The 13,005-nt window shown below is 71.6% G+C and carries 11 protein-coding genes and 1 tRNA gene; 3 read left to right on the top strand and 9 right to left on the bottom strand.

Annotation, left to right across the window (positions count from 1 at the left end):
• The 7 genes from ACIQG9_RS10125 to ACIQG9_RS10095 all read right to left on the bottom strand — a co-directional run bounded on the left by ACIQG9_RS10125 (nt 1) and on the right by ACIQG9_RS10095 (nt 7,009).
• A complete protein-coding gene (locus ACIQG9_RS10125; protein ID WP_400399906.1) occupies nt 1-711 on the bottom strand; it encodes an ABC transporter ATP-binding protein in 711 nt (236 codons plus the stop codon).
• Nucleotides 701-1,546 (bottom strand): ABC transporter ATP-binding protein, encoded by an 846-nt coding sequence (locus ACIQG9_RS10120; protein ID WP_400399904.1) that lies wholly within the window; start codon nt 1,544-1,546, stop codon nt 701-703. The genes ACIQG9_RS10125 and ACIQG9_RS10120 overlap by 11 nt, the downstream gene beginning before the upstream one ends.
• A complete protein-coding gene (locus ACIQG9_RS10115; protein ID WP_400399902.1) occupies nt 1,539-2,684 on the bottom strand; it encodes a branched-chain amino acid ABC transporter permease in 1,146 nt (381 codons plus the stop codon). Before ACIQG9_RS10115 ends, ACIQG9_RS10120 begins: the two co-directional genes overlap by 8 nt.
• Nucleotides 2,681-3,631 carry a branched-chain amino acid ABC transporter permease gene (locus tag ACIQG9_RS10110; RefSeq protein ID WP_400399900.1) on the bottom strand — a complete coding sequence of 317 codons (951 nt, stop codon included), beginning with the start codon at nt 3,629-3,631 and terminating at the stop codon, nt 2,681-2,683. Before ACIQG9_RS10110 ends, ACIQG9_RS10115 begins: the two co-directional genes overlap by 4 nt.
• 102 nt (nt 3,632-3,733) lie before the next feature.
• The gene (locus ACIQG9_RS10105) at nt 3,734-4,894 is read right to left on the bottom strand and encodes a branched-chain amino acid ABC transporter substrate-binding protein (protein WP_400399898.1); all 1,161 of its coding nucleotides are present in this window, start codon (nt 4,892-4,894) and stop codon (nt 3,734-3,736) included.
• Nucleotides 4,895-5,155: 261 nt separating this feature from the next.
• The gene (locus ACIQG9_RS10100; protein WP_400399896.1) at nt 5,156-6,331 is read right to left on the bottom strand and encodes a hypothetical protein; all 1,176 of its coding nucleotides are present in this window, start codon (nt 6,329-6,331) and stop codon (nt 5,156-5,158) included.
• 54 nt (nt 6,332-6,385) lie between these two features.
• The gene (locus tag ACIQG9_RS10095; protein ID WP_400399894.1) at nt 6,386-7,009 is read right to left on the bottom strand and encodes an ANTAR domain-containing response regulator; all 624 of its coding nucleotides are present in this window, start codon (nt 7,007-7,009) and stop codon (nt 6,386-6,388) included.
• 95 nt (nt 7,010-7,104) lie between these two features.
• Here ACIQG9_RS10095 and ACIQG9_RS10090 point away from each other — a divergent pair.
• Nucleotides 7,105-7,180 (top strand) — tRNA-Leu (locus ACIQG9_RS10090).
• 356 nt (nt 7,181-7,536) lie between these two features.
• Here ACIQG9_RS10090 and ACIQG9_RS10085 read toward each other — a convergent pair.
• Nucleotides 7,537-8,712: a trans-sulfuration enzyme family protein gene (locus ACIQG9_RS10085; RefSeq protein ID WP_400399892.1), complete on the bottom strand. Its 1,176-nt coding sequence runs from the start codon at nt 8,710-8,712 to the stop codon at nt 7,537-7,539.
• An 83-nt stretch (nt 8,713-8,795) separates the two neighbouring features.
• On the opposite strand from ACIQG9_RS10085, the gene ACIQG9_RS10080 reads away from it, so the two are divergent.
• Complete coding sequence (locus ACIQG9_RS10080) at nt 8,796-9,275, top strand: Lrp/AsnC family transcriptional regulator (RefSeq protein WP_400399890.1); 480 nt, start codon at nt 8,796-8,798, stop codon at nt 9,273-9,275.
• A 146-nt stretch (nt 9,276-9,421) separates the two neighbouring features.
• Entirely contained in the window at nt 9,422-10,432 is a 1,011-nt protein-coding gene (locus tag ACIQG9_RS10075) for an LLM class flavin-dependent oxidoreductase (protein WP_400399888.1), read from the top strand.
• Nucleotides 10,433-10,613: 181 nt separating this feature from the next.
• On the opposite strand, the gene ACIQG9_RS10070 is transcribed toward ACIQG9_RS10075, so the two are convergent.
• Nucleotides 10,614-12,875 (bottom strand): cellulose binding domain-containing protein, encoded by a 2,262-nt coding sequence (locus ACIQG9_RS10070; protein ID WP_400399886.1) that lies wholly within the window; start codon nt 12,873-12,875, stop codon nt 10,614-10,616.
• Nucleotides 12,876-13,005 lie beyond the last annotated feature (130 nt).

The raw sequence follows: 13,005 nt of genomic DNA, 5'->3' as shown, positions 1-13,005 counted from the left end.
TCAGGCCACGCCGAGGTATGCCTCTTTGACCGACGGGTCGTGCAGCAGGTCCGCGCCGGTGCCGCTCTTGACGATCCGGCCGGTCTCCAGCACGTACGCCCGGTGCGCCCGGGCGAGCGCCTGCTGCGCGTTCTGCTCCACCAGCAGGATGGTGGTGCCCTGCTCGTTGATCTCGGTGATGATGGTGAAGATCTGCTGGATCAGCATCGGGGCCAGCCCCATCGACGGCTCGTCGAGCAGCAGCAGCTTGGGCCGGCTCATCAGCGCCCGGCCGACGGCCAGCATCTGCTGCTCACCGCCGGAGAGGGTGCCGCCGGGCTGCTTGCGCCGCTCGGCCAGCCGGGGGAACAGCTCCAGCACCCGGTTGAGGTCCTGGGCGATGCCGGCCTTGTCGCGCCGGGTGTACGCGCCCATGTCGAGGTTCTCCAGCACGCTCATGCCGGGGAAGATGCCGCGACCCTCGGGTGCCTGGCACAGCCCGCGCCGGACCCGCAGGTCGGCCCGGAGCTTGGAGATGTCCTCACCCTGGAAACGGATCGCGCCGGTGGCGATCGGCCGGATGCCGGAGATCGCCCGCATGGTGGTGGACTTGCCGGCGCCGTTGGCGCCGATCAGGGCGACGATCTCGCCCTCGCCCACGGTCAGGCTGATCCCGTGCAGCGCCTGGATGCGCCCGTACAGCAGGCTGACGTCGTCAATCTCAAGCAGCATCGTCCGGTACCCCCAGGTACGCCGCGATCACCTTCGGGTTGTCCCGCACCTCGGCGGGCAGACCCTCGGCGATCTTCTTCCCGAACTCCAGCACCACGATCCGGTCGGTGACGCCCATGACCAGGCGCATGTCGTGCTCGATCAGCAGCACGGTCACGCCGGTGTCGCGGATCTGCCGGATGAGCTGGAGCAGCTCCTCCTTCTCCGCCGGGTTGAAGCCGGCGGCCGGCTCGTCCAGGCAGAGCAGCACCGGGTCGGTGGCCAGTGCCCGGGCGATCTCCAGCCGGCGCTGCTCGCCGTAGGAGAGGTTGCGGGCGAACTCGTGCATCCGGGGCCGGATGCCGACGAACTCCAGCAGCCGCTCGGCCTTCTCCCGGCCCTCGCGCTCCTCACGCCAGTGCCGGGGCAGCCGCAGCAGCGCCGAGAGCACGCTGGTCTTGTGGTGCGCGTCGGCACCGACCTGCACGTTCTCCAGCGCGGTCATCTCCGGGAAGAGGCGGATGTTCTGGAACGTCCGCGCCATGCCCATTTTGGTGATCTGGTGCCGCTTCTGGCCGCTGATCTTCTGGCCACGGAACCGGATCTGCCCCTCGGTGGGCTGGTAGATGCCGGTCATCGCGTTGAAGCAGGTGGTCTTGCCGGCGCCGTTCGGGCCGATCAGCCCGAGGATCTCCCCCTTGTAGAGGGTGAAGTCGACGTCGTTGAGGGCCACCACACCGCCGAAGCGCAGCGTGACGTGGTCGACCTCCAGCAGCGGCTCCCGCCCGGGCAGCGTCTCGACGGCGGGCGCGCCCGCCTGGGCCGGTACGGCCGGGGTCTGTTCGGTGTCACTCACCGACGATCACCTCCTTGCGGCGGTCCTTGAACTCCGCCGCCCGTCGTCGGTTCGGGATGAGGCCCTGCGGCCGGAAGATCATCATGACCACCAGCACCAGGCCGAAGAAGAGGAACCGGTACTCGTACAGCTCCACGCCGAACAGCTCGATGCCACGGAACCGCTCGATCATGTACGCCACCAGGCCGCCGCCGACGATCGCGCCGACGATGTTGCCCGAGCCGCCGAAGATGACCGCGGCCAGGATGATGATCGAGTTGAGCAGCTCGAAGTTCTGCGAGTTGACGAAGTTCTGCTTGCCGGCGAAGAGCGCGCCGGCCAGACCGGCGATCGCCGCGCCCGAGGCGAACGCCCAGAGCTTGAACTTGAACGTCGGCACGCCCATCAGCTGGGCGGCGTCCTCGTCCTCGCGGATCGAGATCCAGGCCCGGCCGACCCGGCTGTGGGTCAGGTTCCGCACCCCGATCACCACCACGATGATCAGCGTGAGCACAAGCCAGTAGTACGGCCGGGCATCGAGCACCCCGAACAGCGGCTTACCGTCGGCGTACTTGCCCGGCGGGTGCGGGATCTGGTTGAACCCGCGCTGCCCCTTGAGGAACGGGGAACTGGTCGCCGCGACCCGGATCATCTCGGCGAAGCCGAGCGTCACCAGGGCCAGGTAGTCACCGCGCAGGCGCAGCGTCGGCGTGCCCAGCATGACGCCGGAGAGCATGGTGAGCGCGATCGCGACCGGCACCACCAGCAGCCACGGCCAGAGCGTCTTGATGTCGCTGCTCGGCGAGGTCAGCACCGCCACGGTGTACGCGCCGACGGCGAAGAAGCCAAAGTAGCCGAGGTCGAGCAGGCCGGCGAAGCCGACCACGATGTTCAGCCCGACCGCCAGCAGCACGTAGATCGAGACGGTGAACAACACCTGGGTGAAGTTGGAGCCCGTGGTCGGGATCGGCCCCAGGTACTGGTAGAACTCCTTGTTCGGCAGCGCGTAGAAGAACGCGATCAGCGCCACCAGCGCCGCCCAGCGCACCCAACGAGGGGCATCGTGCCAGCGCTGCGAGACGGCCTCGCGGCCGTGCCGCAGCCGTGTCCCGATCCCCTGCTGCTGCTCGGGGGTCGGCGGATTTACCGTCGTCGTCATGCCCGTGCCCTCCCCAGCGATTCGCCCAGCAGGCCGGTCGGCCGGAACATCAGCAGCACCACCAGTACGGCGAAGGCGGCGAAGTCCTTCCACTGGCTGCCGAACAAGCCGGCGGCGTAGTTCTCCATCACGCCGAGCAGCAGCCCGCCGACGAGCGCACCGCGCAGGTTGCCGATGCCACCGAGCACGGCGGCGGTGAACGCCTTGAGGCCGAGCAGGAAGCCGACGCTGTAGGTCAGGGTCTGGATCCGCACGTCGTACAGCAGGCCGGCGACGCCGGCCATGCTGCCACCGGCGATGAAGACCATCAGGATGATCCGGTCCTTGTTCACGCCCATCAGCGCGGCGGTGTTGGCGTCCTGGGCGACCGCCCGGATGCCCCGGCCGACCCGGCTGCGGTTGATGAACTGGTCCAGCGCGACCATCATCGCCAGCGCGGCGCCGAGGGTGAGTAGCTGCACCCCGTCGATCGGCACCCCGAACAGGTGGAACACCGGCTCGGAGCTGACCAGCTTGGGCGCACTCTCCGGAAGCCTGCGGGTGTAGACGCCGAACGCTTCGGAGATCGCGATCGAGGCACCGATCGCAGTGATCAGGAAGGCCAGCGGCGGCGCGTTGCGCTTGCGCAGCGGGCGATAGGCCACCCGCTCGATCACGGTCGCCGTGCCGGCGGAGGCGATGGCCGCGACGATCATCGCGACCAGCAGGTAGAACAGGATCGAGCCGAGCCCGCTGACCTGGGAGTCCTGGTCGAGGCCGAAGCCGTTCCAGGTCCAGATGGCGGCGAACGCGCCGGCGATGAAGACCTCGGAGTGGGCGAAGTTGATGAGTCTGAGCACGCCGTAGACCAGCGTGTACCCGAGCGCGACCAGGGCGTAGATAGCACCCTGGGTCAGGCCGGTCGTGGTGAGTTCCCCGAAGTTGGAGAACAGTCCGTCGAAGTTCACGGGAGGGCCGCTCCGTCAGGTGTGGAGAAAGAGAAGGTGCGGCCGGGAGCGAGCTCCCGGCCGCACCCGCGATCTGTCGTCAAACGCTCGCAGCGACCGTGGTCAGGACTTCGGGATCTCCTGGTCGGGGACGACCTTGCCGCCCTGCACCTTGAAGGCCCAGACCTTGACCTGCGCCGGGTCCAGCTCGCCGCCCTCGACGAACTTGTAGCTGGCCGCGACACCCTCGCCGCTGTAGCCCTTCACGAACTCCAGCAGGCCCTCACGGGTGGTCTTCTTGGCCTTGATGCCGGCGAGCAGGATGTTCGCGGCGTCGTAGGCGGTGTCGCTGTAGGTGCCCGGCTCGGTGCCGTTGAGCGCCTTGAACTCCTCGACGAACGTGCCACGTGCCTGCTCCGCGGGGGCACACGGGCAGGTGAGAATGGTGCCCTCGGCGGCGGCAGTACCGGCGGTGGTGATGTACGCGCCGTCGTTGACGCCGTCACCGGCGACCAGCGGAGCGGTGACCCCGGCAGCGGTGAGCTGCTTGCGGATCAGGCCGGCCTCCTGGTAGTAACCGCCGTAGAAGACCGCCTTGACGCCGGCGGCCTTGACCTTGGTCACCACGCCGGAGAAGTCGGTCTGCTTGCCCTCGCCCTGGACCTTGTCCGAGCCAGCGACCGCGGTGCCGAGCACCTTCTTGACCTCGTCGGCCAGGCCCGCGCCGTAGGCGGACTGGTCGTCGATGACGTAGACCTTGTCGGCCTTCATCACGTTCTTGATGTAGTTGCCGGCCGCCGGGCCCTGGCTGAAGTCGTTGCCGACGCCCCGGAAGAAGGTCTTCCAACCCTGCTCGGCGAGGCTCGGGCGGGTGGCGGAGGGGGTGATGGTGACCAGGCCGGCCTCGTTGAACAGCGGGCCGGCGGCCTCGGACTCACCCGAGTAGGCCGGGCCGACGATGCCCAGGATCTTGGTGTCGTCGATCGCCTTCTGGGCCAGGCCGGGGGCCTGGTCGCCGCTACCCTGCGAGTCGAGCTCGACCAGCTCGACCTTGCAGTCGGCGTTTTCCTTGTTGTACTTATCGACGGCGAGCTTGGCGCCGTTCTTCTCGTTGATGCCCAGCGCCGCCGAGCTACCGGTCAGCGCGCCGAAGAACGCGATCTTGTTACCGCAGCTATCCCCACCGGACGCCGTGTCGTCGCTGCCGCTGGAGCAAGCGGTGCCACCGGCGACGAGCGCCAGCATGGCGACTCCACCGATCACGCGTGCGAGCTTCTGCCTCAAGGCCCGAACCCTCCTCCGTCGCATGGCCCGAACCACCCGCTGACTATTGGCCCTTGCGGGGGGGCGGACGAACCAGACCGTCGTCGCCGGTCTGGGGCGGGACGTTATCCCACCAGGAAGCTGTGACGTAAGCCCCAGCAAGCGGGGTTGATCGAACCGTTACACGCCGTGGCGGATTGGAAACGGTCGCTGTAAGAACCATCGGTTCCGAGCGGGTTTCACCATCATTTCGAAGGTAAGGGGTGCAAGGGCCCTCACCCGCTACCGATCGACGACCAACAACGCCCCCCACCAGGCACGGGACCCACGACCGTCGTCGGCCAGCAACAACAATCGATCTCCCCCGGCCGCCACCGTCAGGGCCGTGTCGCCGCCGTCGGCCACCGGCACCGGCACTGTCACCGCGCGCCACGACCCCCCGCCGTCCGCCGACGACCAGACCGAACGGCCGGCACCGTCACCCGTCACCGCCACCAGGACATCGCCCACCGCGGCCAGGCCCACCACCGACAGCACCCCCGGACCGGCCGACCCGAACCCGCCGACCCGACGCCACCGCGACCCGTCGTCGGCCCGCCACACCGACAGGCCGTCCCGCCCCGGGCCGACGGCCACCGGCACGCCGCCGAGCAGCGTCACCCGCTCGGCCTGGCCCCGGCCGTCCGGGGCCGGCAACTCGGCCCGCCGCCAGGACCGCCCGTCCGCCGAGGCCCAGGCCAACGGCGTCAGCGAACGTCCACCCGCCGGCAGCAGCGACCCGACCACCAGCCAGCCCGCCGGCAGGGCCACCGCGTCGTCCGCCGACGTCCGCCCCCGAGCGTCGCCGGCCAACTGCGGCACGCCCGCACGCAGGGTGAACCCGTCCGCGTCCGGGGAGGTCCAGACCGCCGCGCCGTCCGACCGGGCACCCGCGATCAACCAACCGCCGGGACCGGCCGCCAGCCGGGCCGCGTTCACCGCCCGGGGGCCGCCGAACAACTCGAACGCCGCCGGCACCTCGCGCAGCGGCCCGTCGCCGTCGCGCACCCAGGTGCCGGTACGTGGATTGCCGTGCACCCCGCCGTTCTTGGCCCCCAGCGCGGCCACCCGACCGTCGGCGCAGGCCGCCGCGTAGAGCACATGCTGGCGGCCGTAGAAGGTCCGCGCCGCGATCGGAACCGGCGACCAGGAGACAGCGTCCGCACTGGACCAGGCCGCCGGGCGGGTCTCACCGGCGGCGTCGGCGACCGCGCCGACCAGGAACCACCGGCCGGCGCAGGAGACCGCGTCCCGCAGCACCAGGCGGCCGGCCGGGCCGGGCGACGCCGGGAGGGTCAGCTCCTGCCAGGCCGGGCGCAGCGGCGCGGGCCGGTCGGCGTCCCGCTCGCCGGAGCGGTCGCAGCCGGCGACCAGCACGGCGAGGATGCCGAGCAGAACGAACCCGCGTCGAATCGACACGCATCCGATGCTATCGATCGGCGCGCCGCCGTGGGGGCCCGCCGACCCACCAGTTCAGGAGGTCGGCTGCTCGGCCATCTCGCCGCCGGCGGTCTCGGCGAGGATCCGCTCGGCGACCTCCTTCATGGTCATCCGGTGGTCCATCGCGGTGCGCTGGATCCACTTGAACGCCTGCGGCTCGGTCATCCCGTACGTCGTCATCAGCGCGCCCTTCGCGCGCTCGACGGTCTTGCGGATCTCCAGCCGGTCGTTGAGCCCGGCCACCTCCGCCTCAAGTGCGGCGATCTCGGAGTAGCGGGAGAGGGCGATCTCGACCGCCGGCACCAGGTCGCTCTTCTGGAACGGCTTGACCAGGTACGCCATCGCGCCGGCAGCCCGCGCCCGCTCGACCAGGTCCCGCTGGCTGAACGCGGTCAGGATGATCACCGGGGCGATCCGGGCACCGGCGATCCGCTCGGCGGCGGCCAGCCCGTCCATGATCGGCATCTTGATGTCGAGGATGACCAGGTCCGGCTTGAGCTCCTCGGCCAACCGCACGGCGGTCTCACCGTCGCCGGCCTCGCCGACGACCTCGTAGCCCTCCTCGACCAGCATCTCGGCCAGGTCCAGTCGGATGAGCGCCTCGTCCTCGGCGATCAGTACCCGCCTGCGCTCGGCGTCCGTCTGCGTCTCGGCCACGAGCCACTCCCACCAGTCTGAGCCCGGCACCCGCCGTGCCGGGTGCCGCCGCCCCTAGCCTAGTGGGTACCCTGTTGGGGCCGAACCACGGAACGGCCCCTGTAGTCCAATGGCAGAGACGATGCACTCAAACTGCATACAGTGTGGGTTCGAATCCCACCGGGGGCACCAAAGCGTCATGTGGGCGTTCGAAGCTGGCCGGGTGCATCCACCCGGGATGCAGGGCCCGCGCCCGCGTACCGGCCCGGGGAGCCACCCGTGCGGGCGGTCGCCCCGCCACCTCGCGCCGCCCCGCACCACCGTCCGGCACTGGTGCGTGGACCGGCCCGGGCCGGCGTCGTCGGCACCGCGCGGCGCTGCTTCCGGTGCTCGTCCGAGGTCGACAATCCGACAGACCCGGCCGCGTACGCCTGCCTGCTCGGCCCTTCATCCCGCCGGCTCGGCCTGCTGTCGTCGGCGATGGACACCCCGTCACGGCCACGAGGGCCCCGGCGCCTCGCGGAGCCGCGACCCCGGCTGCGGGGCGGTCAGTTCGCGGCGAGCGCCCGCGCCAGGTCGGCCCGCAGGTCCTCCGGGTCCTCCAGGCCGACGGAGAGCCGCAGCAGTCCGCCGCCCGGTTTCGCCTCCCCGGCCACCGGCCGGTGGGTGAGCGAGGCGGGGTGCTGGATCAGGGTGTCCACCCCGCCGAGCGACACCGCGTGGGTGATCAGCTCGCAGGCCCCGGCGACCCGGGCGGCGGCGGGTGCGCCGCCGCGTACCTCGAAGGCGAGCAGGCTTCCGGTGCCGGACATCTGCCGGCCGACCAGCCCGGCGGGGTCGTGCACGGCCGGGTGGTGAACCCGGTCGACGGCCGGATGCCCGGCGAGCCAGAGCGCCAGCTTCTCCGCGCCGGCCTGCTGGGCGCGGACCCGCAGCGGCAGGGTCTGCAGGCCCCGGTGCAGCAGGTACGCGCCGAGCGGGTGGAGCACCGCTCCGGTGACGGCGCGGACCTGGCGCAGTCGGGCGGCCCAGTCGGCGTCGCAGGCGACGACCCCGGCGAGCACGTCGCCGTGGCCGCCGATGCTCTTGGTGGCGCTGTGCAGGACGAGCGCGGCGCCGTGCCGGGCGGGCTGCTGGAGCACCGGAGTGGCGACGGTGTTGTCGACGAGCAGCGGGACGTCCCCGGCAGCGGTGGCGAGGGCGGCGATGTCGACGAGGTCGAGGGTGGGGTTGGCCGGCGTCTCGACGAGGACCAGGGCGGTGTCCGGGCGGACGGCGTCGGCGACCTGGTCGGGGCGGGCCCAGCCGACCTCGGTGCCGAGCAGGCCGGTGGCGAGCACGTGGTCGGTGCCGCCGTAGAGCGGGCGCACGGCGACGACGTGCCGTTTCCCGTCGCGGGTGGCGGCGAGCAGGGCGGCGGTGAGGGCGGCCATGCCGCTGGCGAAGGCGACCGCCTCCGGGGTGCCTTCGAGGGCGGCGAGCGCGGTTTCGAAGCGGGCCACGGTGGGGTTCCAGAGGCGCTGGTAGACGGCGCTGCCGCCGGGTGGGCGGGTGCCACCGGTGGCGAGCAGTTCGTACGCGTCGCCGCCGGCGTCGACCGACGGCAGCGGGTTGGTGGTGGAGAGGTCGATCGGCGGCACGTGGACGCCGAGGGCCGCGAGGTCGTCGCGGCCGGCGTGCACGGCCCGGGTGTCCACCGTCGTCATGCCGGAAGCGTCGAACATCAGCCCCGCAATGAGCAATGGGATCGAAGAACATTCTTCATATAGGGCTTTCCTCGTTGCCACATTCGGAGAAGGATGGCCGGATGCCCTCCACACCGAACGATGTACGGCCCTTCGCCGCGCTGGACGACGTCGACCGCGCGATCCTGACCGCGCTGACGGCGGACGGCCGGTTGCCGAACAACGCCCTCGCCGAGCGGGTCGGGGTCGCCCCGTCCACCTGCCTGACCCGGACCCGGGCGCTGCGCGAGTGCGGGGCGATTCGGGGCTTCCACGCCGAGGTGGACCCGGCGGCGGTGGGGCTGCCGTTGCAGGCCCTGGTGTCGGTGCGGCTCACCGCGCACGAACGGGCCGCGGTGGACGCGTTCCGGGCCCGGTCGGTGCGGCTGCCGGGGGTGGTGTCGGTGTTCCACGTGGCCGGCGCGGAGGACTACGTGCTGCACGTGCGGGCGGCCTCCGGTGACGCGCTGCGCGACTTCGTGCTGGACCACCTGGCGGTGGACCCGGCGGTGCAGCACACCCAGACCAGCCTGATCTTCGAGCAGGCCCGGGGCATGGGCTGAGCGCGGCAGCCACCCCGGCACCTGCCGGCGCTCGATCCACTCCGGCTCGGGGAAGTGGCGGTGTCGGCCGGGCCCGGATACCGCCACCTGCCCGATCCGCCCCGGGCCGGGGAACAGATCCGGCGCGGGCCGGGTTGGCTCCTGTCGTGATCGACGTACCGTTGTCTGTTCTTGATCTTGCTCCGGTCGCCGCCGGGGCCTCCGCCGGTGAGGCGCTCGCGCACACCACCGAGCTGGCCCGGCGCACCGAGGAGCTGGGCTACCGCCGGTTCTGGGTGGCCGAGCACCACAACATGCCGGCGATCGCCAGCTCCGCCCCGGCGGTGCTGCTCGCCCACCTGGCGGCCCACACCTCGACGATCCGGCTGGGCTCGGGCGGGGTGATGCTGCCCAACCACGCGCCGCTGGTGGTCGCCGAGCAGTTCGGCACCCTGGAGGCGCTGCACCCGGGCCGGATCGACCTGGGCATCGGCCGGGCGCCGGGCACCGACCAGGTGACCGCGCTGGCGCTGCGCCGCACCATGGAGGGGCTGTCGGCCGACGGCTTCCCCCGGGAGCTGGCCGACCTGATGAACTACTTCAGCGGCGACGACCCGGGGCCGATCACGGCCACCCCCGGGCTGGGCCAGTCCCCCGCGGTCTGGCTGCTCGGCTCCAGCGGGTTCAGCGCCCAGCTCGCCGGGCTGCTCGGGCTGCCGTTCTCGTTCGCCCACCACTTCAGCGCGCAGCACACCCTGCCCGCCCTCCAGCTCTACCGGCAGCACTTCCGGCCGTCGCGCTGGCTGGACCGGCCGTACGCGATGGTGGCGGTGAACGTGGTCTGCGCCGACACCGACGAGCGGGCCGAGTGGCTGTCCGGCCCGAGCGCGCTGTCCTTCCTGAAGCTGCGCTCGGGGCGACCGGAGCCGCTGGCCAGCCCCGAGGACGCCGCCGGGTACCCGTACCGCGAGGTGGACCGCGAGTTCGTCCGGCAACGGCGGGACGGCCAGGCGATGGGCTCGCCGGAGACGGTCCGCCGGCAGCTCACCGAGCTGCTGGCCCGCACCGGCGCGGACGAGCTGATGCTCACCACCATGGTGTACGACGTGGCCGACCGGGTGCGCTCGTTCGAGCTGGTGGCCGACGCGGTGGCCGGCGGGCTTACCCGGAACGCCTGAAACACGCTCTTCATAGCCACGTCACCCCACCGTCGCGCAGGACCTCTAACTTTATGACCGGTGGTGGTACGGCACTCCCGGTCGGGACGGGTCGGGGGTGCTGCGGTGTGGTGCACCGGGTCGCCAGCTGTGCGGATTCCGCGGCTGGCGGCCCGGTGCCTGCGTCTTCGGGCCAGGCGGGTCAGCGCAGGTAGATGCTGGGCGTCGGCGGGGTGGACATGCCGTCGCCGATGAAGAAGCTCGGGTGCGGCGGCTGGTTGTAGGCGGTGTTCTGCCAGGCGATGGCGGCCCGGTACTGGGCGTCGTGCATCAGGGTGTAGATCCGGGTGCTGGTCGGCGTCGGGGTGCTGTAGATCCGCAGCGCGGTGCTGTCGCTGGTCCGCCAGACCACCTCCTCCCGCCAGTCGCCGAGGATGTCGCCGGAGAGCGCCGGGGTGGACTTGGTGCCGTTGTTGGAGGCCACTCCGCTGCCGGTGAGCAGCCGGGTCTCGCCGCCGGTGCCGTACTTGTCGATCTTCGTGGCGTCGACCAGCTCGCGTACCGGGTCGCCGTCCCACCAGGCGAGGAAGTTCATCGACGACGGCTTGCGTCCGACGTTCTGCCCCCTGGTGTTGGTCAGCCCGTCGACCGCCGCCGACCACGACTCGGCCCCGGGGCTGCCCGCCCAGATGTCGGCGGAGACGCCCCGGCCGTTGTCGCCGTTGGCCGCCGTCGACCAGAGGATCTGGCCGGTACGGGCGTCGGCGAACCAGGAGCTGGGCTTGCTGCCGTCCTCGTCGACCTTGAAGACCTCTAGGCCGGCCCGGCTCGGGTCGAGGTCACCGACGTGCAGGGCGTCGCCGTGCCCGTTGCCGGTGGAGTAGAGCAGCCGGCCGTTGTCGTCGATGGTGGCGGCGCCGTACACGATCTCCTGCCGGCCGTCGCCGTCGACGTCGGCGACGGAGAGCTGGTGGTTGCCCTGGCCGGCGGCGGCGGAGTTGCCGGAGGCGTTCGAGTCGAACGTCCACCGCTTGGTCAGGGCACCGTTGCGGAAGTCCCAGGCGGCGACGACCGCGCGGGTGTAGTAGCCGCGCGCCATGACCAGCGAGGGGCGTTGCCCGTCGAGGTACGCGGTGCCGGCCAGGAACCGGTCGACCCGGTTGCCGTACGAGTCGCCCCAGGAGGAGACGGTGCCGCGCGGCGGGTCGTAGTCGACGGTGGACAGGATCGCGCCGGTCTGGCCGTTGAACATGGTCAGGTACTCCGGGCCGGACAGGACGTAACCGCTGGAGTTGCGGTAGTCCGCCGACGAGGAGCCGATGAGCTGGCCGGTGCCGGAGCGGGTGCCGTCGGCGGTCTTCATGGCCACCTCGGCCCGGCCGTCGCCGTCGTAGTCGTACACCTGGAACTGGGTGTAGTGCGCGCCGGCACGGATGTTGCGGCCCAGGTCGATGCGCCACAACCGACTGCCGGTGAGGGTGTACGCGTCGACGTAGACGTTGCCGGTGTAGCCGGACTGGGAGTTGTCCTTGGCGTTGGACGGGTCCCACTTGAGCACGATCTCGTAGCGGCCGTCGCCGTCGACATCGCCGACGCTGGCGTCGTTGGCCGCGTAGGTGTACGCCTCGCCGCTCGGGGTGGTGCCGCCGGCCGGCGGCTGGATCGGCACGTCCAGGTAGCCGTTGGCGAACTGGAGCGCGGGCGCGGACGCCGCCTGCTCGGCGCCGTTCACCACGGCCCGCACGGTGTACGCCGCGCCGGCCGCCGCCCCACTGTCGAGATAGTTGGTGGCCCCCGTGATCGGCGTGCCGTTGACCTTCGTGGAGCCCCGGTAGAGGTTGAACGACACCCCGGCGGTCTCGGTGCCGAGCAGCCGCCAGGAGACCAGGTTCGCGCTGCCGGAGCGGACGCTGATCAGCCCGCGGTCGAGGTCCTCCAGTTGCTTCGCCCCGGCCGGCGGGGTGGTCGGCGGGGGCGTGGTGGGCGGGGCTGTGGTGGGCGGGGGCGGGGTGGTCGTCGGCGGCGCGGTGGTGGGCGCGGTGCCGCCCGTGCAGGTGGTGCCGTTGAGGGCGAAGCTCGCCGGGACCGGGTTGCTGGTGTTGTTCCACGACGCGTTGAAGCCGAAGTTCGCGGTGCCGTTGGTGCCGAGCGCGGCGTTGTAGCCGGCGTCCTTGGCGCTGACCTGCGCGCCGGACTGGGTGACGGTGGCGTTCCATGCCTGGGTGACCTGCTGGCCGGCGGTGTACGACCAGGTGAGCGTCCAGCCGTTCAGCGGGTCACCGAGGTTGGTGACGGTGACGTCGGCGCCGAAGCCGCCACTCCACTGGTTGCTGATCGTGTAGTCGACCCGGCAGCCGGCCGCGGCGGCGGAGGCCGCCACGGCGCTGAGGGTGCCGGCGACGAGGGTGGTGGCCGCCGCGGCGGCGAGCAGCACCGTCCGGCGACGGTAGGGGTTGAGGGGCACGAGGATGCCTTTCGCGGAGGTCAGGCACACGGCGGTGACGCCGGCCTGCCCGGACCGGCGGGATCGGTTCGCCGCGCTGACGGTGGTGGTGGACGCCCTGCATCGACATCCGCGACCCGGCTCCGCGCCC

It is taken from the genome of Micromonospora sp. NPDC092111, from assembly GCF_044755745.1.
Taxonomy (GTDB): Bacteria; Actinomycetota; Actinomycetes; order Mycobacteriales; family Micromonosporaceae; genus Micromonospora.
The sequence above is the reverse complement of the archived record's forward strand: the minus strand, read 5'-3'. Positions and strand labels throughout refer to the sequence as shown.